Consider the following 22,576-nt stretch of genomic DNA (forward strand, 5'->3'; position numbering starts at 1 on the left):
CGCTGAACTGCAGGGCGAACTGCTGCAGCTCACGCGGGTCGAGCGCCGTGAGCTATGCCTTAACCGGCTCTTCGCCGTTGAGTGTGGGTCATGCGAATAGCCCGCCGCCGATGAGGAGCATCCTGAGGCGGTAGTTGTCTCGGTTGCGGAAGCCGCGGGCGATGCGTCGGTGGAGCTCGATCAGGCCGTTCATCGCTTCGGTGCCGCCGTTGTTCGCGCCGCCGGTGTCGAAGTAGCCGAGAAACTCATCTCGCCAGGTTCGCAGCCTCCGGCCCAGGCGTGCGACCTCCGGGATCGGGCAGGTGAAGAACGACCTCAACACCTGTTCGGCGATCACGCGACCTTCGCGGTGACCGGCTTGGTGGTAGCAGGATCGCAGTTGCTGCGCGCAGTGCCAGGCGACCTCGACTTCGACATGCTGTTCATCGGCGGCCCAAGCGCGGGCGAGTCTTGTGCGTTGCCGTTCGGTGAGGTGTTCCTCGCCTGCCCGCAGGAGGTTCCGGATCCCATAGAGCGGATCACCCTTGCGCCCTCGGTGGCCGTGGAGCTGCTGCTGCACGCGGCGGCGGACATCGTCGACGACCTTGGTTCCGAGCTTGACGACGTGGAACGCGTCGAGCACGGCGCGCGCGTCGTCGAGTTGATCATCAATGGCGTTCTTGCAACCGCGAAACGGATCCAAGGTTGCGATCTTCACCCGGTCACGAAAATCGGGGCCGCGCCCTTGTAGCCACGCCCGGTAAGCCTCACCCGAGCGGCCCGGGACGAGATCCAGCAGCCTGGCGCGGGTGCGGCCCGCCGCGTCACGGGTCAGGTCGACCATGCCGGTGAGCTCCTTCGGCCCCCGCCCGCCGACGCTGATCGGCTTGGTCGACACGTGATGCCAGACGTGCTCATCAACACCCAACACGGTCACGCCATCGAAGCGAGCCGGATCCGCCTCGGCGATCTGCAGCAGTGGCTTGATCGTCTCCCACACTGTTCGCCAGCTGGTGCCCAACTGCCGGCGGATACCGTTCACCGAGGCGTGCTCGCGGCGCATCTGCTCGATCGCCCACCACGCCGCCCGAGTGGTCAGCTTCGCGCGCGGCAACGCCACGGTGTGGTCCTGCTCGAGGAACGTGACGACCTCGCAGGCACCTTCCGCGCAGCGCCATCGGCGCTTTCGCCAGAGCAGTCGGACCGGACGGCCCATCGCGGGTGCGTCCACCAGAGGCACCGGCGCGCGCCCGTGACCGGTCGCGAGGACACCGCAGCCTGGGCAGCCGACTGGACCAGGTGGGGACTCGACCGTCACGGTCAGCGATCCCAGGCCGCGGCGCTCAACCGCAATCACCCGCAACCCCTCCAGGCCCAGGAGAAGATCGCAGCGGTCGCAATAGTTGCCGTCGGCTCGGCAGCGCGTCGTAGGCTCGGTCATCGTCGGGGTCCTCGCGATCAGAAGAGGTAAGAGTCCTCTGATCCTCGGGGACCTCGACCCATCTCCCCAGCAGCCCCGGCTACCGGCGCGTCACCCGCCACCCACACTCAACGGCGAAGAGCCCCTTAACCTCTCGATTACCGGCGTTTCTCAGGCCGCACAGCCTGCTCGCGTGCTCTCTGCGGCACGAGTTCAATGCGAACGGCTGACGGGCGGTATGGCGTGCCTGCTCAGTGCAGCCGCAGAGCAGTGTCGGCCCGGAGTGGTGTGTTTCAGGAACAGGCCCGGTAACTTCGTTGGCCCGGTCGCGAGATATCGCAAGAAGCAGGATTTCCCGAAAGCTGCGAACTGTACTGACCACGAGCGCGTTCACTATGCGTCCAAGGTTCGACGTGGGATGCAAGCAAACGTCGACACTACCCGTGACGCGTAACATCGACGGTTCACCCGACTCGCGGCCCGCGCTGATGGGCGCTCCGCAACCTCGCGCACCCAACGCGCTAATCCGTGTTGAACGATTCCGCCACGCCGGGAATGAGCTCCCGGTACTGCTCGAGAAGTTGACGGCCCACTGAGACAGAATCGACGAGCGGGTGCCCGGCGAACGCGCGCCACGCCAGTTCAGGGGATCGTCGCGTCGATGCTTCGATGACGAGTTGCTCGCACGCCTTTACTTGCACCATGAGCCCCAGCATGTCTCCGCGAACCGGACCTACTCGATGCGGATGGATCCCCTTGCTGTCCACGGTGCACGGTACCTCGATGACCGCGTTCGAGGGCAGAGCTGGCACGAGGAGCTCTCCGCCCGCACTGTCGTTCGAGACGTTCAGAATCATCGTCGCGGACTGTCCGACGACCAACGCCGTCATCAAGTCGAGAGCAACTTTCTGGTAGCCGCCGTTCTCCACATCTCGGTGATCACGCTGGTCGGCCGCATCGTGCGGGCGAGACTCTGGCATATAGCTTGACTCACGCTCGTGAAGCGTTCGCTCCCACTCCTGCCGCGCACCGCCGCGACCCGGAGAACTCATGCGGCTGTAGAACGCATTCTGCTGGCGCGCGAGATACTGCCCGCGGGTTGACGGTGACGACGAGATTCGCTCCAAAGACTCACGTCCGAAGTAGTAGTAGAAGAGATACTCGTTCGGCAGGGCCCCCAAAGCTCGGACCCAGTCGGCGCCGAAGATCCTCGCCTCTTCAATGGTCGTCAGCGTCGCATCGTCGGAGAGTAGCTCGGGAAGGAGATCGCGCTCACCGACGCTGAGGCGACGCAGCCACCCCAGATGGTTGAGACCCACGTAGTCAAAGTCGACGTCGTGGGGCGCGTGGCCCACGGCGCGCGCCGTCCGTCGCATGAGGCCGATAGGCGTGTCGCAAATACCGGTTACTCGACTGCCAAGAATCTCGCGCATGGCTTCCGTGATGATCCCGGCGGGGTTCGTGAAGTTGATCACCCACGCCTCGGGCGCATGTCGGCGGATTCTCAGCGCGAGTTCTCGAGCGTGGGGAAGAGTCCGCAGCGCATAGGAGAGTCCGCCGGGCCCGATGGTCTCCTGGCCGAGAACTCCGAGTTCCAAAGCGATCCGTTCGTCGAGAATTCTGCTTTCAAGTCCCCCGATCCGCATAGCAGAGAACACGAAGCTCGCGCCTTTCAGAGCTTCGTCGATATCCGTCGTGGCCGAGACCACAACGGTGCGCGAGGCATCTGCAGCCAGTTCCGTGATGACCGCGGTGATTGCACTCAAGCGCTCCGAGGAGACATCGTAGAGAGAGATCTCGTCGATGAGTAGCGGGGAATCGCCACTGGATACCGCCTGGTAAATCTGGGGGACACGGAATCCACCGCCTCCGATGATGGACAGCTTCATGCTTCGATCACCGACACCTTCTGGCTGCGCAGACTGTCCAGCGCCGGGCACCCCTTTGAGGTCGTGACTACGACGTCGATGCGGTCGGGACCGCAGATGGACAGCAGTCCGGTTCCCGGGAACTTGTCGCTGGCGACGGCGAACACGCTCCGCTCAGAAGCGCGGAGGATCGCGTGCTTCATCGGGACTTCGATGCCCGTCGAGTCGAGAACGCTACCGTCATCTCGAACGCCGCTCGCACCGAGGAAGCAGATGTCTGCGGTTATCTGGCTCAGCGCCTGCTCCGTGAGTGCGCCGACGAGGGAGAGATACGATTTTCGCAGGACGCCGCCGAGAACGATGAGCTCGACGTCGGTATCGTCGCGAAGAAGGTCGACGACTGCGATGGATGCGGTGATCACGGTGATCCGACGCCCGCGAAGGTGTCGGGCGATCTGTGCAACGGTCGTGCCGATGTCCAGTATGACGACATCCCCGTCGGAGACCAGCTCAGCCGCACGCCTGCCTATTCGCTCCTTCTCGTCCGCGAACGCCGGGGCGACCTGGTTGAAGGGTCGCGGATCCGGCTCGATCGACCCTCCGCCGCGGACTCGCTGGAGTCGCCCCTGCTTGCTGAGCGCGTTCAGATCGCGTCGGATGGTGGAGGCACTGACACCGAATTCATCGGCGAGATGCTGCACCGAGACTTCTCCGGACTGTTGAAGCTCGGTGACGATCGAAGCACGGCGGGTTGAACTCAGCATGGGCATGAGATTACCAGGTTGTGAGCATGAACGCGCAAGAAAGCGACATGTACATGCTCGTAAGTGCGTGATAGCGTGCAGTATCGATCATGAATGAGCAGTTATCGGGCGTGGTGCCTGAGCGCGATGTAGAGCATGCGAGGAGGCAAGCTATGTCGATGTGGCCGAGTCCCACAGACCCGACCATGGACGGCTGCGACGTCCTGGTCGCGGGCGATGTCTTCCTCGACCTCGTGTTCGCGGGCGTCGACGGAGTTCCCCGCCCAGGAACTGAGGTGCGTGCTCGTGACTTCGGCATAGCGCCCGGGGGCATCGCGAATCAGGCGATTGCGTCGCGACGGCTCGGGCTCTCCGTGTCGATGTGCTCCGCGATCGGCGACGACGCTGCGGGTTCGTGGTGTCGCGAGATTTTGAGCAACGAGGGCGTAGATCTGTCGTTCGTCGTCGCGGCCGCCCAGACATCAGCCACCGCCTCGCTCGCTGTCGAGGGTGATCGCGCGATGGTGACATGGGATGCGCCTCGGCCGGCTGACTCCGCGGCGCCCTTCCGCGATCTTGGAGACCCCAAGTCGATCATTCTGTACCTGGATGGTCGAGAAATTGGCGGCGACGAGATGCGCACGGCCATTACCAGGGGCGCGAAAGTCTTCGCCGACGTGGCGTGGGATGCCGGTGAGACGTGGCGTCGCGACACTCTCGAGGCACTCGCAGGCTGCCATGCCTTTCTGCCCAACGCCGTAGAGGCGATGGCCTACACGGGGACCGAGGATCCGCACCGCGCATTGAGCGTGCTCGCCGAAACGATCCCGGTTGCTGTGGTGACTCAGGGAGCAGCAGGCGCAATAGCGGTCGACAGTCTCACGGGGGAGAGCGCTGCCGTTGCCGGCGTACCCGTCCGAGCTGTCGACACCACAGGAGCGGGAGATGTCTTCGTCAGCGGCTTTGTTGCCGCCACCGAATGGGGGTTGTCCTTGCGAGACCGACTTGAGTTGGCGTCACTCGCTGCGGCGCTCTCGACCACCCGGGTCACGGGATCTCTGTCTGCACCGACCCTCGACGACATCGCAGCGTGGAGGCGCGCCGCCGACGGCCGTGCTCAGTGCGGAGACACTGACGCCCAGGACATGCGTCGACGATTCGCCTTCATCGATGATCTGCCCGAACTGGCGCGGGCGGCGCACCCGCCAACGGTGCCGGGCCCGCCACCCAGAGAGGAAACGCCATGACGTTCGTTCGCCGCGGCAGCGGCTTGCCTGGGTACGAGGGCTTGACGACTTTCGCTGGAGACATCCACAACCACTGCGGTATCAGCTACGGCCACGGCTCTATCGACGATGCCTACCGCAATGCTCGACTGCAACTCGACTTCGCCTCGGTGACCGGGCATGCCGCGTGGCACGACATGCCCGATGAGCCAGCGCACGTCGCGGAATACCATCGACGCGGTTTCGCGCGCCTGCGCGAACACTGGGGAGAAGTCCAGGACTTCACCGAAGAGGTCAACAACCCGCACTCCTTCGTTTCATTCCTCTCCTTCGAATGGCACTCACTCGCGTACGGGGATCACTGCGTGTACTACGACACGGGGCGCGGGCCGCTCGACCCGTCCAACGCCAACGATCTTCCCTCCCTCCGCCGCGCTCTGCGCGACGTCCGCTTGCGCGGCGCCGACGCGATGGTGCTCCCACACCACATCGGCTATCGCTCAGGTCGACGTGGGGTCAATTGGGACGCCTACACAGAGGAGTTCTCGCCTGTCGTGGAACTTGTCTCCATGCACGGCAGCGGCGAGCACCATGATTCTCCGCGCCCCTATCTGCACACGATGGGTCCGCGCGACATCGGCAGTACCGCCACGACAGGGCTTGCTCGCGGCGGCCGCTTCGGCTTCATCGGTTCTACCGATCACCACAGCGCGCACCCCGGAAGCTATGGGCACGGTCTGGCCATGGTGTGGGCGGAAGACCTGACGAGAGAGAGCATCTGGCAAGCCATCCGGCAGCGCAGAACCTACGCGGCCACCGGTGGGCGGATCATGCTCGCCACGAGCATCAACGGCGCCCCGATGGGTTCGACGGTCGTGGCGAACGGGGAGCGCCGCATCCTCGTGGATGTTCGCGGAGGCAATGCGTTGGATCGGGTCGAGATCATTCGCAATGGAGAGGTCATAGCCCGGAACGAGCTCGCCACGGCCGCGGCGCGCGACGCCGACTTCTCCGGCATCGTATCGGTGGCCATGGGCTGGGGCGAGGTGGGGATTCCTGTCGACTGGGATGTCGAACTCGAACTTCGCGGCGGTCGGATTGACGCTGTGGAGCCTCGACTTCACGGATACGACACCTTGGCTGACCAAGCGGGCGAGACGGACAAGTATTCGTTCTCGGCATGGGAGCAGCGTGACGAGCGCACGATTCGGCTACGCACGCGGACCCGTGGCAATCCGACGGTGAGTACGGATGCCACGCAACGACTGGCCGTGCACGTGAGCGCCGATCGGAACGCCGAACTCGTGGCGACCGTGAACGGTCGAGAGTTCACGGCAACCATCACTGACATGCTCGACGGCCCCCATGTGCACTATCTCGGTGGTTTTCTCAGCGGAGCGTTCGCCTTTGAGAAGGCGGTTCAGAACACAGACGCGAGCCTGCAGTGGGAGATCAGTGACAAGGGCGGCAGAACGAGCGAGGACTGGTACTACGTGCGCGTTAGCCAAGTCGATGATCAGCACGCCTGGAGCTCGCCGATCTGGGTATCAGACGCGAGTGCGTAGCGCCGGGCTTTCTCGATAGGCGATCCCGACACCACAAGTCGCAACACCACACCAACAAGGAGGAAGAGATGAAACAGCAGAACACAGCAGGGCGGCTCCTCGCGGCAGCCGCGGTCGCGACGGCCGTGTCCGTCGTCGCCGGTTGCACACCCGCCCCCGCCGACAACGCCGAAGAGGGCGAGATCGTGTGGGCGATCGGCGGACCTCGCTCGCAGCCGGGAGGTGCGCATTTGAGCATTGCAGAACTGTGGAACGAGGAGAACCCCGACACTCCCGTTCGCGTCGAGGCGCTGCCTGAGGCAGCCGACGGCGCTCGAGAGCAACAAGCCCTTGTACTCCAAGCTGGCGGCTCGGAGTTCGACGTTCTCGGGCTGGATGTCATCTGGACCGGAGAGTACGTCGAGAACGACTGGATCGTGAGTCTCGAAGATGTTCGCGCCGATCTCGAAGGGGTCACGCTCCCCGGGCCGATGGAGTCGTCGTCGTGGGGAGGTGAGCTATGGGCTGCACCGCTGAACACCAATGCGGGCATTCTGTACTACCGAACTGACCTGGTGGACGAAGCGCCCCGCACTTGGACGGAGCTCTGCGCCGCAGCGGAGTCGATCGCTGCCGAGGAAGGGATGGACGGGTTCATCGGGCAGGGTGCCCGATACGAAGGATTCGTCGTGAACTGGTTGGAGCTCTTCTGGAGCGCGGGGGGCGACCTTTACAATTCCGACCAGTCGGAGGTCGTGTTCGATGTCGATCTGGCGACTGAAGTGACTGAGTTCATCGCCGAATCCGTTGACGACGGCTGCTTCGCCCCGGGTTACAACACAGCAATGGAGGAAGAGTCGCGAATCGCGTTCCAGTCGGGCGATGCAGCCTTCATGCGCAACTGGCCGGGACCGTACGCTCTCATCGCTGATGACAGCGAGAGCCCCGCAAACGGTGTCACGGGCGTGGCTCCGCTGCCGTCGTTCACCGGCGAGCCCGGAGTATCGGCGATCGGTGGATTCAACAACGCGGTCAGCGCGTTCTCGGAGCGCCAGGACATCGCCAAAGACTTCGTCGTGTGGGCCGCGACCAGTGTGGAGGTGCAGACGATCCTCGCCGAGGACGCAGTGCTCCCCGTGCACGTGCCTCTCTACGACGAGTTCGCCGACGATCCCGTGATGCAGCAGTTGGGCGAGATCCTGCAGGACGCCAAGCCGCGCCCAGCGGCGCCGCAGTGGGCTGAGATCAGCCTGGAGATGCAGCGCACCCTGTTCGAAGCCGCCAATGGGCAGATGTCTGCGCGCGACGCAGCTGAGCAGATGCGCACGTTCCTCGAGGGCACGCTCAACGGCTGAACCTGAGCAGAGAGACAGATCATGCCGAACGACACGAGCACCATGCACGGTGGCTCCGCACGGCGGAGCCCGGAGGCGAACAGCCGCCTTCGTGCACCGGCCCGATGGCGTGGCATCTCGGAGACAGCGCTCGCGCGACTCTTCCTTGCACCGTCGATCACCGTCATGGTGCTCGTCGTCGTTTTTCCCATTCTGTACGCTCTCGTCACGAGCCTGAATGCCTATACGCGTCGGCAACGTGAGGGCTTCGCGGGCCTGGACAACTACGTCGAGGTGCTCAGTTCCGGCGTCTTCTGGCAGGCGCTGTCGTTCACGGCGGTTTTCACCGTGACGTCCGTCGGTCTCGAGTTCATCATCGGGCTCGGATTCGCGCTGATCATGAATCGAGCACTGCGAGGAAGGGGAATAGTCAGGGCAACGATCCTGATCCCCTGGATCATTCCGACGGTCATGGCCGGTCAGATGTGGGCCTTCATGTTCAACATCACGCCGGGCTCCATCAACGGCTTGCTCGGCCTCGGAGATTTCAACTGGCTCGGGCAGTCTGGTTGGGCCGCAGGCACCGTCATCATCGCAGATGTGTGGAAGACGGCACCATTTGCGGCCCTCCTCTTGCTGGCGGGCCTCCAGACCATTCCCTCCGAGATGTACGAAAGCGCGAAGGTCGACGGAGCAACTTCAATCCAGCGATTCTGGTACATCACACTTCCGCTGCTGCGACCAGCGATTCTCGTGGCGCTGTTGTTCCGCACGGTGGACGCACTGCGCGTGTACGACTTGCCGGAAGTCATGACGGGCGGGGCGTTCGGTACGGAGTCGCTCTCGATGCTCGTGCAACAGTACATCGTCGAAACACCCGACCCTGGTGTCGGTTCAGCGTTGTCGACATTGACCTTCATGCTCGTTCTCGCGATCGGAGTGATCTTCGTGCGCGCGATCGGGAGCCACCTCGTGTTCGGAGAGAGAAGCCGATGACTACCCAGACCGCGCACGCACGTACCGCACGGCAGCGCCCCCCTCGGCGCATCATGGATGCACGGTGGAGCGTCCTTCTCGGAATCGTGTTCGTGTGGTGCCTCGCGCCCTTCTTCTGGCTCGTGATGACGAGCTTCAAACGCGGTGATCGGGCTCTCAACGATCCGGACTTGTTTCAAGGACCATTCGGACTCGACAACTACATCGCGGTGCTGGGGCAGGGCTTCCTACTGAACATGCGCAACTCGCTGGTCGTCGCGACGATGACGACCGTTGTGTGCACCATCATCGGAGCACTGGCCGCATACGCCATCGCGCGACTCCCCCTCAAGCGCAGGGTACTGTGGCTCTCCGGCGTGCTCGCTGCCTCGCTCTTTCCTCCCGTATCGCTCGTGCCGCCGCTCTACGAAGTCTGGCGCTCGATCGGGCTGCTCAATACGTGGGAGGGACTCTACGTTTCCTATGTGTCATTCAGCTTGCCTTTGACGATCTTTATTCTCACGACCTTCTTCGCCGCGATCCCGAGTGAACTGGAGGAAGCCGCGAAGATCGACGGGGCGACACCGCTGCAAGCCTTCCGCAAGGTCATCTTGCCGCTCGCGGGGCCAGGTCTGTTCTCGGCCGCCATCATCACCTTCGTCACATCGTGGAACGAATTTCTGCTGGCCAGTACCTTCGCGCCCAGGAACGCGGAAGTCGCACAGACGGTTCCGGTGGCCATTGCGGCGTTCACGGGTGCCGTGGAGTTTCAGCGCCCGATCGGCACGATCACGGCCGCATCGGTAATGGTCACCATTCCCATGGTGATCTTGGCGCTCGTTCTTCAGAGGAGAATCGTGTCCGGACTGACGGCGGGGGCGGTGAAGGGCTGACATGAGGTTCGTTATCGCTGACCCACCAACACTCGCGAAGAGCATTGCGGATCGTATTCAGGCGCTCTTGGATCGCAAGCGGGACGCAATCCTTGGACTCGCTACCGGGTCGAGTCCACTGGCGTTGTACGACGAGCTCGTGAGGCGAGCGAATGCGGGCGCCATGTCATTCTCCTCGGCAGGTGCCTTCCTGCTCGACGAATACGTGGGACTGCCTGCCGACCATCCGCAGAGATACTGCAACGTTATTGATCGCGAGTTCACGTCGCGCGTCGACTTCACTTCGGGATCCGTCCGCGTGCCCAATCCCGACGTACACGATCTGCAGGCGTCGTGTGCTGAATACGAGACCGACATCACTCGGTCAGGAGGAATCGACTTTCAGATACTCGGGGTCGGAACGGACGGCCACATTGCCTTCAACGCACCAGGCTCCCTTCACGACTCCCGCACTCGTGTCGTGAGGTTGTCGGATCAAACTCGCAGGGATAATGCGAGATTCTTCGACGATGATGTTGCTGCTGTGCCGGAGTGGTGCATCACTCAGGGCATCGGCACGATCCTCGACGCGACCGAACTTGTCGTGATTGCCGAGGGCAATTCGAAGGCTGAGCCATTGCGGCGCCTGGCCAGAGGCGAGGTCGACGTGGACTGGCCCGTCACCGCGCTGAACCTCCATGGCACAGTGACAGTGTTTGCCGATAGCGATGCGGCCCGACTGATCCCGCCTGAACTGCGAACATCGCTATCGATGTCGCGATCAAGGTGAGTGCGTGACGCGCTCCCCTTCAGGAGAGACGTCCTCACCCTTAGCGCAGCCGCCAGGGCGCCACGGCGTGGAGGAGGGGCAGCGCCGAGCCTCCGATGAGCACCCAGCTGAGCACCTCGTCGGTCGGGCGCAGGATGACCCCGGCGAGCAGCAGCGCGGTGAAGAGGATCGCCGAGGTCGCGCGGCGCACGGTGCCGTCGAGGACGCGCAAGCGCTGCTCGACCTCCGGACTCCGCACCGCGAGCTCGCCGCGGTCGAGGCGCGTGGCCAGAGCATCCACTCGTTGGGGGAGGCGCGCGAGCGCCGAGAGGATGGCGACCGCCTCGCGGCCGACGCTGCGCGCTGTCGACGTGCCGCCGCCGCGCAGGAGGGTGCGGGCGAAGGGGTCGACGGCGTCCCACATGTTGAAGTCGCGGTTGAGGGCGCTCGTGACGCCGGAGATGAGGGAGACGGTGCGGATGAGCAGCAGGAAGCTCTCCGGCAGTTGGAACGGCAGAGTGCGCACGAGCTCGCTGAACTGCAGCGCGAACTGCTGCAGCTCGCGCGGGTCGAGCGCCGTGAGTTCCGCCACGCCCATGCCGCCGAAGCGGTCGAAGAGGGCGGTCACGGCGCGCTCGAGCTCGACAGTGTCGACCGAGGGCAGCAGCACCCCGAGGCGCTGCGTTGCCACGACCCAGCCGCGCGCGTCGCGCGAGGCGACGGCGAAGATGAACTGCTGCAGGCCGTCGCGCAGCTCGTCGGTGATCTCGCCCATCATGCCGAAATCGATGTAGGTGATCGTGAAGCCGTGCTCGGCGCTCGGAGTCACGAAGATGTTGCCCGGGTGCGGGTCGGCGTGGAAGAAGCCGGCGACGAAGATCTGCTCGAACGTCGCCCGGGCCAGCTCGGCGGCGACCGCATCAGGGTCGAGGCCCGCCGCCTGCAGCGCGCCGACATCGGTGATCTTGATCGCCGTCACGTCGGCGAGGGTCAGCACGCGGCGCGCACTGCGCTCCCACACGATCACCGGCGCCCCGACGCGCGGGTCGTCGGCGAAGATGTCGGCGAAGCGCTCGGCGTTGCCCGCCTCGTGCACGTAGTCGATCTCCTCCAGGCTCGTCGTCGCGAACTCCTCGATAAGTGCGGGCGCGTCGGCGCGACGGTTGACGAGCTTCACACGCGAGAGCCAGCGGGCAACACGGCGCAGAGCGGCCAGATCGACCTCGACGATCTGCTCGATGCCGGGTCGCAGCACCTTCACGACAACGTCGCTGAACCCCAGATCGGCGGCGAGGGTCGGCGTCAGGCGCGCGCGGTGCGCCTGCCCGAGGGAGGCGGCCGCGATCGGCTCGCTCTCGAACGTTGCGTAGGCGCGATCGAGCGGGATGCCCAGCTCGTGCTCCGCCTGCGCGACGATGCTCGCGAACGACTCGGGAGCCACCTCATCCTGCAGCCCCTCGAGCTCGCGCGTGATCTCCGGCGGCAGCACGTCGAGGCGCGACGACAGGAACTGCCCGACCTTGATCATGAGCCCACCGAGGTCGGCGGCGAGCGCGTGGAAGCGGCGGGCGAGCTTCTGCAGGCGCCGGATGCGGCCCCGCGCGGCGAACCGCGCGAGCCCGAACCGCGGCAGCACGAGCTCGAACCACCAGGCTTGCGCGAGCGCGCGTGCCGCGAAGCGCATGATGCGCCGATAGCGGGCGCGGGACGCGCGATCGGCCGGCGGCGCCTCGAGCGCGCCGCGGGCGGAATCCACGGTGGTCAGTCCTCGGCGAGGATCGCGTAGAGCGCTCGACGCGTCTCGTCGAGCAGCTTCGCCGCGCGCTCCTGCTGCTCCACCGTGCCGCTCTGCGCGACCTGCGACGCGGCCTGCGCAAGCTTCACACCCGCCTTCGGCAGGGCGCGCGAGTGCTCGCCGAAGCGGGGCATGCGCGACTCCCAGCCGTGGTCGCGACCCGAGTCGTGCATGCTCTCGGAGGCCTCCGTCGCCACGGCGTGCCCGGCCTCGGTGAGCGAGTACACCCGACGCTCGTCGTGCTGCTCGCTGCTCACGAGACCCTCGTCGGTGAGCTGCTGCAGCATCGGGTAGACGGCGCCGGCGCTCGGGGTGCGCGAGCCGGGCATCCGGTCGCCGATCGCCTGCATGACCTGGTGACCGTTCTTCGGGCCGTCGAGCAGGGCGACGAGAACCGCGGAGCGGATGTCGGCGTGCCCCATCATCGCCTCCATGCGGGGGCCGAACTGCTCGCGCAAGCCCTCCATGGCCTCCCAGAGGTCGAAGCGGGGGTTCGTGGCGCTGCGCATGCGGAATCCTTCGTCTGCGGGAAAAGGCCGACGGTCGCGGTCTTGACCACAGTCAACGCCACCACGCTGAGACTCGGCTCGGTGCCGGTCGAGCGCGCGCTGTGCGCGCGTGACCTCCGTCGGGTCAGTCGCGGGACGCCCACGCCTCGGCGGTGAGGCGCAGCGAGGCGAGGCGCTGCTCGAGACTCATCGCCGCGTGCACGGTGATGAGCTCGTGCGCTCCACAGTCGGCGGCGAAGGCGGCGAGCTGCTCGGCGACTGCGACCGGAGTGCCCGAGGCGGTGTAGCGGCCCATCGCGAGAATCTGGCGGCCCGCAGGGGTGTCGACGAGCACGTGCGACTCCTCCTCGGTGAACTCGCGCTCCCGCCCGCGGCTCAGGAATCGGCGCACGCGTTCGCGCTGCACACGCTCCAGCTGGGCGGCGGCGTCGGCCTCCGACTCGGCGGCGACGACGTTGACCGCCGCGATCGCGTGCGGCTCGGCGAGCTCGTCGCTCGGGGTGAAGCGGCTCGTGTAGTGAGCGAGGGCCGCGTGCAGGGCATCCGGGGCGAAGTGCGAGGCGAAGGCGAACGGCAGGCCCAGCTTCGCGGCGAGGTCGGCGCCGAACATGCTCGAGCCGAGAATGAAGCGGGGCACGTGAGTGCCGCGGCCGGGATACGCGTTGACGCCGCTCACCGGCAGGTCGTCTCCGAGGTAGTGGCCGAGCTCGATGACGTCGGCAGGGAACGACTCGGCCGACTCAGGCGTGCGGCGCAGAGCGCGCAGCGTCACCTGGTCGGTGCCGGGCGCGCGGCCCAGACCGAGGTCGATGCGGCCCGGGTGCAGCTCGGCGAGCGTGCCGAACTGCTCGGCGATCACGAGCGGGGAGTGGTTCGGCAGCATGACGCCGCCCGAGCCGAGACGAATCGTGGACGTGTGCGCGGCGACGTGCGCGATGAGCACCGCCGTCGCGCTCGACGCGATCGCCGCCATGTTGTGGTGCTCGGCGTACCAGACGCGCCGGTAGCCGCTGCGCTCGGCCTCCTGCGCGACCGCGACCGTCTCCGCGAGCGCCTCGCGCACGGGAGCGCCCGGGCGGGTCGGCGCGAGGTCAAGGACGGAGAGGGGGAGGGGTGCGGTCACGAGTTCATCGTGGCACGGGCGCGCAGGGCGATTGCCGACAGTCCGGAGTCGCACGAACCGTCGGGCGAGCTCAGCGCCGTGAGAGCAGCGCGCGCACCCCCGCAAACGGTCGCCGATTCGCGAAGGCGAGCACAGCATCCACGTGCTTCCAGCCGACGCGGCCGCCCGACATCTGCGCGAGGCCGCGCACCGGCAGCTCATCGACGGAGCGCTCGAGCATCGCGACCGTCGCGGGGTCGGCGCGGTCGGCATCGCTCACCGGCATCGCTCGGCGCAGGCCAGCGCGCAGGCCGCGGCCCACGAGGGTCGCGCTCAGGTCGCCGATCGTGGAGTCTCGCGTGAACGGGCGGTCGGCCTTCGGGCTCGGGATGCTGCGCCCCAGCCGAGCGGAGAACTCGGCGTCGCCCGCCGCCACCGCCGGGGTGCTCGGCGGCTCGGCCGAATCGACCGCGTCACCCTCGAGCCGCACCGTGAGCGTCGCCTCGATGCGCTCCACCGAGCGGCCGACCTCCAGGTCGACCTCCCCGCGCGGCAGGGCCCAGTCGTGCCGGCGCACATCCCAGAACTCGAGGTCACCGGCGCGCACCTCGACCTCGACGCGGCGGCGTTCGCCGGGTGCGAGGGTCACGTGCGCGAAGCCCACGAGCTCGCGCCGCGGACGCAGCACGACGCCGCTGCGGTCGTGCGCGTACACCTGCACGATGTCGCTGCGCGAGCGGTCGCCCGTGTTCTCGACGTCCACCGCGACCGCGAGGGTGCCGCCCGGCGCGAGCTCGTCGCTCGAGGCGATCGCCCCCGACCACGCTGTGCTGCCGTAGCCGAGGCCGTGGCCAAATGGGTACTGCACAGCCACGCCCGCGGACGTCGCGTGACGGTAGCCGACGAAGAGGCCCTCGCGGTACTGCACCTGGTGGGGGCCGCCGGGAAAGTACGGGTCGGCGGCGATGTCTTCGAGGCTCGCGAACCACGTCTCGGTCAGGCGCCCCGCAGGCTCGACCTCGCCGAGCAGCAGGTCTGCGACCGCGCCTCCGGAGGCTTGCCCGCCGAGGTGCGCCACGACGATCGCGTCGACCTCGTCGCGCCACGGCAGCACGGCGGGGGAGCCGAGGCTCAGCACGACGACCGTGCGGCGGGCGACCGCGGCGACCGCGCGCACGAGAGCGTTGTGCTGCTCGGGCAGCTCTAGCGTGTCGCGGTCGAAGCCCTCGCTCTCGGCGGTCGGCGGGAGGCCGACCATGACGACGGCGACTTCCGCGTCGCGCGCCGCCGCGACCGCCTCCGCCAGGGGGGCCGCATCGGTTGCCGAGCCCGCGCCGCTGGAGCCGAGGTCGTACCCGCGGGCGTACGTCACCTCGACACCCGCCGCCGCGAGAGCCTCGCGCACGGTCGTGAGACGCGTCGGCGTGACGAGAGAACTGCCGCTGCCCTGGTAGCGCGGCGTCTCGGCGAAAGCGCCGATGAGGGCCATCCGGCTCTCGCGGGCGAGCGGCAGTGCGCCCTCGTTGCGCAGCACCACGGCGCTCGCGGCGGCGGCGCGGCGCGCAAGGGCGTCGTGCGGCTCGAGCAGAGCATCCATCGTCTCGATCGGGGCCGCGGTGCGCGCCCGCTCGGCGCGACGGGCGAGGGCGGCGACGCGGCCCGCGCTGCGCGCCACGTCGACGATGCTCAGCCGGCGCTCGTCGACGGCGGCGTGCACGAGCGGCTCGGTGCCGGCTCCGCCGGGCATCTCGAGATCCATGCCCGCCGCGATGCCCGCGACGCGGTCCGCCTCGGCGCCCCAATCGCTCATGACGAGGCCCTCGAAGCCCCACTCGGAGCGCAGGATCGTCGTGAGCAGCTCGCGCGAATCGGTCGCGTGCTCCCCGTTCACGAGGTTGTAGGCGGCCATCACGGTCGCGGGGGAGGATTGCTTCACGGCGCGCTCGAAGCCGCGCAGGTAGAGCTCGCGCAGGGTGCGCTCGTCGACGATCGCGTCGATCACGAAGCGGCGGTGCTCCTGGTTGTTGACGGCGAAGTGCTTGAGGCAGGCACCGACGCCCGTGCTCTGGATGCCGCGCACCGACGCCGCCGCGAAGGTGCCCGCCAGCAGAGGATCCTCGCTCGAGTACTCGAAATTGCGCCCGCACAGCGGGTGGCGCTTGAGGTTGAGGCCAGGCCCGAGCACGACGTCGACGCCGAGGGCGCGCGCCTCGCGACCCACGGCGGCGCCGACCTCCTCGAGCAGGGCGGGGTTCCAGCTCGCGGCGGTCGTGACGGCGGTCGGGAAGCACGTGCTGGGCGTGCTGCTCACGAGCCCGAGATGGTCACCGCCCTCGGGTTGCGCGCGAATACCGTGCGGCCCATCGCTGAGCATCGCCTGCGGGATGCCCCGCTCGGGCAGCGCGCGGGTGCGCCAGAAGTCGGCTCCGCTCAGCAGCGAGACCTGCTCGTCGAGGCTCAGCTCGCTCACGTCATGGTCGGTGGGGTGGTCGTTCGTCACGGGCCCTCCTCGGGTGTGCTGAGCAGGCGCAGCAGCGCCGACAGGTGGGCGGGCATGTCGACGCTGTCGTCGTACAGCCACTGGGTCTGCAGACCGTCGATGGCAGCGAGCACGAGCGCGGCGGCCTGCTCGGGCTCGACATCGGCGCGCACGCTGCCGGACTGTTGCAGGCGCGCGACGGCGGTGGCGAGCATCCGCCGTAGCCGCGCGTAGCGCTCGGCGAAGAAGTCGTGGGCCGCGTGGCCGTCGTCGACGCCCTCGGTGGCGAGGTGGGCGAAGAGCCGCACGAGGCCTGCGCTCTCGGCGTTGCGGCGCACGACCGCGAGCAGTGGCTCCGCGAGCTCGTCGAGGGTCGGGTCATGGTCGTCGAGAGAGGCTGCGAGCGCGTGCTCGTCGACGCCGCCGCTGTCGAGCTCGTCCCGCCGACGCAACGCCTCGACGAGCAGCTCGTCCTTCGACGCGAAATAGTGCAGGAGCCCGTTGGAGCTCATCTGCACGGCGTCCGCGATTGCGGCGACCGTCGCCCCGGCGTAGCCCTCGGCCGCGATGACGCGCAGGGCGGCGTCGAGAATCTCGCGGCGTCGCTCGACGCCCTTCGCGTAGGGGCCGCGGGTGCTCATGGTGGGCGATGCTAGCGCTTGCGCGCGAAAACCGCATCCCATACTGTTTTGGCAGCGCGACGGTGCGCGACGAGAGTGAGCGAGACGATGACGTCGACGACGAACACGGGCCCTGAGTCGGTCGGGCCCGAGCAGGAAGCGCCCGCGGCGACGGGCACCGCGCGGCCGGGCATCCAGGGCCCCCTGCGGCGCCTGCTGCTGTGGTTCCTGCCCGGCACGCTCAGCATCTACGTGCTGTGGGGAGCGATCCCCACGATTCTGCTTCCCCTCCAGGTAGAAGACATCGACCCGGCGGCGAAGGTCGCCAACCTCGCCCTCGTGACGACGATCGGAGCCTTCGCCGCGATGGTGGCCCAGCCCATTGCGGGGCGCATCAGCGACCGCACGCGCACACGCTACGGCCGCCGCGCCCCCTACCTCGTCGGGGGAGCGCTCATGGGCGGGCTTGCCCTGATCGCGCTCGGGTTCTCGAGCTCACTCATGCTCATCACGCTGTGCTGGGTGCTCGTGCAGATCTCCTTCAACATCGTGCAGGGGCCCTTCACGGCGATCCTGCCCGACCGCGTGCCCGCCGCCGTGCGTGGCACCTTCGCCGCCGTCATCGGCTCGATGACGATGCTCGGCGCCATCGGCGGGGCGATCCTCGCCTCGAGCCTCGCCGAGAGCATCCCCGTCGCCTACCTGCTGCTCGCGGGGTTCGCGATCGTCGTGCTCACGAGCTTCGTGATCGCCAACCCTGATCGGGACAACCGCGGCGAGCCCGCGCCACCGTTCCACGTGCGCAGCTTCCTCTCGACCTTCTGGGTCAACCCCATCGCCCACCCCGACTTCTTCTGGGCGTTCACGGGCAGGCTGCTGCTGTACACGGGGTACTTCGCCGTCTCCGGCTACCTGCTCTACTTGCTGCAGGACTACATCGGGCTCGGCGACGACGCCGTCGGCCTCGTGCCGCTCGTGACCGCGGCCGGTCTGCCTGCCATCGTGCTCTCGATCGCCATCTCGGGCCCGTGGAGCGACCGAGTCGGGCGTCGCAAGCCCTTCGTCGTCGCCTCGTCGCTGCTCGTGGGCGCTGCCCTCATCGTGCCGTGGGTGTGGCCCACTCTCGAGGGCATGATCGCCTTCTCCGTTCTCGCCGGGCTCGGCTTCGGCGCCTTCCAGGCCGTCGACACGGCCCTTGTCTCGCAGGTGCTGCCGAGCGAGCACGCCCACGGCAAGGACCTCGGGGTCGTCAACATCGCCGCGACGCTGCCGCAGACCCTGGCCCCCGCGGTCGCGGGCAGCATCGTGCTGCTGTTCGGGTTCGCCGCGCTCTTCCCCTTCGCGATGGTGCTCAGCGTGCTCGGGGCGATCGCCGTTCTGCCGATTCGCTCCGTGCGGTGAGGCGCATCGTCGTCAGAAGTCGAGCTCGAGGCTCTGAGCCCACCCGTTCTCGGGCGGCGCCATGTCCAGTATCGGTTCTGACTGCGTGATCATCGCCCGCGAGTGCGGCGTCACGAGTACCTCGAAACTCTGGCCGCGCGTGTCGTCCACGTGGATGAAATTCCCGCCGCCGCGGACCGCCTCGACGATCTCTTCGGTGAGCGCCGCGACATCGATGTCGTCCCGTAGGGGGATGCGGTGCTCGTTGATCGTCAGTGTCACTGTCGTCATGGATGCCTCCGTCCGCGGGCCACGCTAACCCGTCAGCCTGACGAGGGACACACCTTGCTTTTTCGACGGTGAACGGCTAGCCGTCCTCGTGCTCGGGAGGCTCCTCGCTCAGGTGAACTCCGCCGGTTGCGGAGGACAGGATGAGCGACTCGACCCACTCGCGGTTGATGGCGGGTGCGCGCGATCCCGAGTAGCTGATGTGGATCGGCACGCCGTTATCGATCCACAGCGCGTGGCGACCGCTGCCTGCCGACGATGGCAGTGACCAGGTCAGGAAGAAGTTCTCGCCACGCCGGAGCTTCGTGCTGATGACGATCTGCACGTGCGCGAGCACGCGGTCGTCGAAGGAGAACTCTTCCATCTCGTACCGCAGTGTCCCCATGATTCCGATCCCCCTGACATTCGGTGAGTGCGACCGCCGCAGCTCACAAGTGCTTGCCCCCGGTGACGGGCACGACAGCGCCCGAGATGTACGAGCCGCCGTCCGAGGCGAGCAGAACGTACGTCGCCGCGAGCTCCGCCGGTTGACCGGCGCGGCCGAGCGGCGTGTCCTGCCCGAACTGCTCCAGCTTTCCCTCCGGCCAGTCCGTCGCCGGAATGAGCGGAGTCCAGATCGGGCCGGGAGCGACGGCGTTGACACGGATGCCGCGTGGGCCCAGGTCATCGGCGAGTGCGCTCGTGAACGCGACCTGCGCCGCCTTGGTCATCGCGTAGTCGACAAGGCCCGCCGAAGGATTCGCCGCCTGGATCGACGACGTCGTGATGATGCTCGAACCCTCGCCGAGGTGCGGCAGAGCTTCGCGCGTGAGCCACATGAGCGAATACAGGTTGGTGCGGAAGACGCGCTCGAACTCCTCGGTCGTGATGGCCTCGAAACTCTCGCGGAACTGCTGGTACGCCGCGTTGATGACGAGGATGTCGAGCCCGCCCAGGGCGTCGACCGTCGTCGCGATGATCATGCGGCAGGCGTCCTCCTGCTGAACATCGGCGGGGATGAGCGTCGCCTCGCGCCCGGCCGCCTCGATCTGGTCGGCCGTGACGCGTGCGTCCTCCTGCTCTTCGGGCAGGTAGACGATCGCGACGTCGGCCCCTTCGCGTGCGAACGCGATGGCCACCGCGCGACCGATGCCGGAGTCGCCTCCCGTGATGAGGGCGCGTCGGCGGTTCAGCTTGCCTGAGCCGACGTAGCTCGACTCGCCGTGGTCGGGAGTCGGCGTGGTCGCCGTCGTCGTGCCGGGTTGCTCTTGCTCTGCCATGCGGGGCTCCTGACTGCCCTCGAGGTACTCGGCGAGGGCTCAGAGTCTACGCTGGCATGGCCCCCGTTCGGGGGACAACATTTCCGGGCCCCCTTGACAGCGGGTGCTCAGGAAGGGCGGGGTCCAGAAGAGCGGGTCACTCCGGATCGCTCGAGTCGACGAGGCCGATCGGCACGCCGCGGTCGACGAGGATGTCGGCCTTCTGCAATTGGCCTCGGCCGTGGTTCACGCGCAGCCAGCCCGGCGCTCCCGTCGCAAGAATCGTGGCGATCTCCTCCTGAAGCTCCGTCGCGTGGCGGGCGACGACGTACTCTTTGCCGTCGTAGTGGATGGTCGTGCGCATCAGGACTCCTCCTCGCTCGGCACGGGCGGCTCGGGAAGGATGTGGAGCCCCGCGGGAGTGTTGGCCGAGAGCATGAGGTCGTCGACCCACGTGCGGTTGATCGACGGGGGCCGGCTGCCGAAGAACTTGAACGAGATCGGAATCGTCGGGTGCACCCAGATCACGCTGCGGCCGTTGCCGATCGAGGCATCGTCCTTCCAGCTGAAGTAGAACGCCTCGTTGCGGCGCAGCTTCGCACCGATCACGATCTGCAGGTGTGCAAGCGTGCGGTCATCGAAGTCGGCCGACAACGTCGAGTCGTAGGTCAGTGTGCCCATGGTGCCCCCGGTACTGGGTAGATGTGTGAGCATGTCTAGCGTGCGGGGCGTCTCGGCGGCAAGTTGCGGCGCTCACTGCGACTGTCAGCTCTCGGCAGGCGACCTCAGTGCAGCAGCACCTCGAGAGCCATGCCCGGGCAGGGGTGCCGCTCGAAGGCGTCGAGGTCGCTTCCCCGCAGCGTGTCGCCGGTCTCGCGTCGCGCATCGGTCGACAGCAGCACGCGCCCGACGCCGTTGATGATCGTCACGTGGGCGTCGAAGACGGCGAGCCGTGGCGTGAGGTCGTGCTCGACCCTGTCGATGAGCAGGTCGAGCCCCGCGACGCCGACGAAGTCGTCGTCAATGGCGACGGGAGCGGCGACCGTGATCGTGTACTCGTCGCTGCACAGGTAGTCCACGTAGGGGCCGGCGACGTGCGCCTCGCCCGTCGCCTGCGGCACCCGGTACCACTCGAGCTCGCTGTAGTCGATGTGCTCCTTGTTGACCGACTGGCTCGCGAGCACGAGCTTGGTGCGCTCGGCGCCCTGCCACCAGGCGAGGTGGCTGCCGGCGTCGGCGAGCGAGTCGAGGGCGGCGATGAAGCCGGCTCCGTACACGGGCAGCTCGAGCGAGTCGAAGGTGCGGTGCGCGTAAGGCTCGACGAGGTCGTCGAGCTTCTCGCTCGTGAACGGCCCGGCAGCGCGTGCCGCGGCGATGTCGGCGGCGAGCAGCGGCTTCCACGACTCGAGGCTGGAGATCGCGCGGCCGAAGTAGTCTGCGACGAGTTCGACGGGGGACTGGGTCACGGGAATCGTCGTCATGGTCGGGGCCTCCAGGTCGGTCGCAGTGCGCTCGTGGTGGGGAATGCTATCGATGCTCGGGATGCCCGGCCACCGTCGCTCATGACGCACCCAGCGACTCGCGCAGGTCGATGAGCCACTCGACTGCGTCACGCACGGCTGCGCGGCTGAGGTCGACGGCGGTCGTGGGGTCGCCGCGCTCGACGGCGTCGAGCAGAGCCCAGAATCGCTCGCGCGTGGCGGTGCGCCTCTCGGGCTCGCGGTCGGCGAGGGCGAAGAGCGGTGAGAGCTCGGCCTGCAGTCGCATCTGCTCGCGCGTGAGCCGGGCCGACTGGCTGAGGGCGGAGAGCTCGATCTGGGCATCGTCGCTCGCCCTCCTCCAGCCGATGGGGTCGGCGGGGTCGACGCGCTCGAGGCGGTGACGGATGAGGGCGATCTCGCTCGGGTCGGCGCGACGGGCCGCCAGTTCGACCGCGGCGGCGGTGATCGTCGCGTAGTGCGTCGCCGCGTCTCGGAGGGCCACGCGCGAGGTCGCGGCGAGCGCGTCGAGGGCGAACGTCGTGGGGTCGGCTGTGTCGGCGACGAAGCTGCCGCCGTGACGCCCACGGCGGGTGGTGATGAGCCCACGCTCCCGGAGGGCGAGGAGCGCCTCGCGCGCGGTGGCGGGGGCGACTCCGAAGGATTGCGCGAGGTCTGTCTCCGCGGGGAGCCGCTCTCCGGCGTGGAGCACTCCGCCCATGATCGCGTCGGCGATGCGCCGTTCGACGAGGGCGGCGCGCCCCTGATCGCCGATCGGCTGAAACACCGCTCGAACGAGGCGGTGGGGTCGCCCGGATCGCCCGGAGCTCTTCTGCCCAGCGGGGGGAGGGGGTACGACCATGCCCTCATTGTGACGTACGCACCCCGGTGCGGGGCCGCGAACCGACAGCCGCGAACGATACGTCGATGACGCGGTTCCGTTACACACTGGAAATA

The 22,576-nt window shown here is 67.4% G+C and carries 22 protein-coding genes; 7 read left to right on the forward strand and 15 right to left on the reverse strand.

All coding sequences use genetic code 11. From position 1 onward, the window contains the following. Positions 1 to 88: 88 nt before the first annotated feature. The 3 genes from IE160_RS01945 to IE160_RS01955 form a co-directional block, all read right to left on the reverse strand. Positions 89 to 1,420 (reverse strand): ISL3 family transposase, encoded by a 1,332-nt coding sequence (locus IE160_RS01945; protein ID WP_224744527.1) that lies wholly within the window; start codon positions 1,418 to 1,420, stop codon positions 89 to 91. A gap of 500 nt (positions 1,421 to 1,920) precedes the next feature. Further along, positions 1,921 to 3,288: a 6-phospho-beta-glucosidase gene (locus IE160_RS01950; RefSeq protein ID WP_152584189.1), complete on the reverse strand. Its 1,368-nt coding sequence runs from the start codon at positions 3,286 to 3,288 to the stop codon at positions 1,921 to 1,923. Beyond that, positions 3,285 to 4,031: a DeoR/GlpR family DNA-binding transcription regulator gene (locus IE160_RS01955; RefSeq protein WP_191151506.1), complete on the reverse strand. Its 747-nt coding sequence runs from the start codon at positions 4,029 to 4,031 to the stop codon at positions 3,285 to 3,287. Before IE160_RS01955 ends, IE160_RS01950 begins: the two co-directional genes overlap by 4 nt. 185 nt (positions 4,032 to 4,216) lie before the next feature. Here IE160_RS01955 and IE160_RS01960 point away from each other — a divergent pair, with 185 nt between their 5' ends. The 6 genes from IE160_RS01960 (at position 4,217) to nagB (ending at position 10,751) form a co-directional block, all read left to right on the forward strand. Continuing rightward, positions 4,217 to 5,257 (forward strand): carbohydrate kinase family protein, encoded by a 1,041-nt coding sequence (locus tag IE160_RS01960; RefSeq protein ID WP_165638141.1) that lies wholly within the window; start codon positions 4,217 to 4,219, stop codon positions 5,255 to 5,257. Beyond that, positions 5,254 to 6,801, forward strand: a complete 1,548-nt coding sequence (locus IE160_RS01965) for a DUF3604 domain-containing protein (protein ID WP_152584186.1) — start codon at positions 5,254 to 5,256, stop codon at positions 6,799 to 6,801. Before IE160_RS01960 ends, IE160_RS01965 begins: the two co-directional genes overlap by 4 nt. Before the next feature lie 125 nt (positions 6,802 to 6,926). Next, complete coding sequence (locus IE160_RS01970) at positions 6,927 to 8,135, forward strand: ABC transporter substrate-binding protein (protein WP_191151507.1); 1,209 nt, start codon at positions 6,927 to 6,929, stop codon at positions 8,133 to 8,135. 165 nt (positions 8,136 to 8,300) lie between these two features. Then, positions 8,301 to 9,110, forward strand: a complete 810-nt coding sequence (locus tag IE160_RS01975; RefSeq protein WP_210416822.1) for a carbohydrate ABC transporter permease — start codon at positions 8,301 to 8,303, stop codon at positions 9,108 to 9,110. Further along, positions 9,107 to 9,982 carry a carbohydrate ABC transporter permease gene (locus tag IE160_RS01980; protein WP_152584184.1) on the forward strand — a complete coding sequence of 292 codons (876 nt, stop codon included), beginning with the start codon at positions 9,107 to 9,109 and terminating at the stop codon, positions 9,980 to 9,982. Before IE160_RS01975 ends, IE160_RS01980 begins: the two co-directional genes overlap by 4 nt. Position 9,983: 1 nt before the next feature. Next, entirely contained in the window at positions 9,984 to 10,751 is a 768-nt protein-coding gene (gene nagB / locus IE160_RS01985) for a glucosamine-6-phosphate deaminase (RefSeq protein WP_152584183.1), read from the forward strand. Between the two features lie 40 nt (positions 10,752 to 10,791). On the opposite strand, the gene IE160_RS01990 is transcribed toward nagB, so the two are convergent. From IE160_RS01990 to IE160_RS02010, 5 genes are all read right to left on the reverse strand, one after another. Beyond that, the gene (locus IE160_RS01990) at positions 10,792 to 12,486 is read right to left on the reverse strand and encodes an ABC1 kinase family protein (RefSeq protein ID WP_502708743.1); all 1,695 of its coding nucleotides are present in this window, start codon (positions 12,484 to 12,486) and stop codon (positions 10,792 to 10,794) included. A gap of 5 nt (positions 12,487 to 12,491) precedes the next feature. Next, entirely contained in the window at positions 12,492 to 13,034 is a 543-nt protein-coding gene (locus IE160_RS01995) for a PadR family transcriptional regulator (RefSeq protein WP_191151508.1), read from the reverse strand. Positions 13,035 to 13,158: 124 nt separating this feature from the next. Further along, complete coding sequence (locus IE160_RS02000) at positions 13,159 to 14,157, reverse strand: LLM class flavin-dependent oxidoreductase (protein WP_224744528.1); 999 nt, start codon at positions 14,155 to 14,157, stop codon at positions 13,159 to 13,161. A 70-nt stretch (positions 14,158 to 14,227) separates the two neighbouring features. Further along, positions 14,228 to 16,636 carry a glycoside hydrolase family 3 C-terminal domain-containing protein gene (locus IE160_RS02005; protein WP_191151510.1) on the reverse strand — a complete coding sequence of 803 codons (2,409 nt, stop codon included), beginning with the start codon at positions 16,634 to 16,636 and terminating at the stop codon, positions 14,228 to 14,230. Next, positions 16,633 to 17,256, reverse strand: coding sequence for a TetR family transcriptional regulator (locus tag IE160_RS02010; RefSeq protein WP_191151511.1), 624 nt, complete (start codon positions 17,254 to 17,256; stop codon positions 16,633 to 16,635). Before IE160_RS02010 ends, IE160_RS02005 begins: the two co-directional genes overlap by 4 nt. 87 nt (positions 17,257 to 17,343) lie before the next feature. Between IE160_RS02010 and IE160_RS02015 the strand changes: the two genes are divergently transcribed. Continuing rightward, positions 17,344 to 18,636 carry an MFS transporter gene (locus IE160_RS02015; RefSeq protein WP_191151512.1) on the forward strand — a complete coding sequence of 431 codons (1,293 nt, stop codon included), beginning with the start codon at positions 17,344 to 17,346 and terminating at the stop codon, positions 18,634 to 18,636. 12 nt (positions 18,637 to 18,648) lie between these two features. On the opposite strand, the gene IE160_RS02020 is transcribed toward IE160_RS02015, so the two are convergent. From IE160_RS02020 to IE160_RS02050, 7 genes are all read right to left on the reverse strand, one after another. After that, on the reverse strand, positions 18,649 to 18,906 hold the full coding sequence (locus tag IE160_RS02020) for a hypothetical protein (protein WP_191151513.1): 258 nt from the start codon (positions 18,904 to 18,906) through the stop codon (positions 18,649 to 18,651). Between the two features lie 76 nt (positions 18,907 to 18,982). Then, positions 18,983 to 19,288 carry a DUF7882 family protein gene (locus tag IE160_RS02025; RefSeq protein WP_191151514.1) on the reverse strand — a complete coding sequence of 102 codons (306 nt, stop codon included), beginning with the start codon at positions 19,286 to 19,288 and terminating at the stop codon, positions 18,983 to 18,985. 43 nt (positions 19,289 to 19,331) lie between these two features. After that, the gene (locus IE160_RS02030; RefSeq protein WP_191151515.1) at positions 19,332 to 20,162 is read right to left on the reverse strand and encodes an SDR family oxidoreductase; all 831 of its coding nucleotides are present in this window, start codon (positions 20,160 to 20,162) and stop codon (positions 19,332 to 19,334) included. 136 nt (positions 20,163 to 20,298) lie between these two features. Continuing rightward, entirely contained in the window at positions 20,299 to 20,505 is a 207-nt protein-coding gene (locus IE160_RS02035; RefSeq protein ID WP_179873131.1) for a hypothetical protein, read from the reverse strand. Further along, positions 20,505 to 20,822, reverse strand: a complete 318-nt coding sequence (locus IE160_RS02040) for a DUF7882 family protein (RefSeq protein WP_191151516.1) — start codon at positions 20,820 to 20,822, stop codon at positions 20,505 to 20,507. Before IE160_RS02040 ends, IE160_RS02035 begins: the two co-directional genes overlap by 1 nt. Positions 20,823 to 20,926: 104 nt before the next feature. Next, complete coding sequence (locus IE160_RS02045; RefSeq protein ID WP_224744529.1) at positions 20,927 to 21,712, reverse strand: cache domain-containing protein; 786 nt, start codon at positions 21,710 to 21,712, stop codon at positions 20,927 to 20,929. After that, on the reverse strand, positions 21,702 to 22,406 hold the full coding sequence (locus tag IE160_RS02050) for a FadR/GntR family transcriptional regulator (protein WP_224744530.1): 705 nt from the start codon (positions 22,404 to 22,406) through the stop codon (positions 21,702 to 21,704). The genes IE160_RS02045 and IE160_RS02050 overlap by 11 nt, the downstream gene beginning before the upstream one ends. Positions 22,407 to 22,576: the final 170 nt, after the last annotated feature.

The sequence above is a fragment of the Chryseoglobus sp. 28M-23 genome (genome assembly GCF_014789785.1).
Classification (GTDB): Bacteria; Actinomycetota; Actinomycetes; order Actinomycetales; family Microbacteriaceae; genus Microcella; species Microcella indica.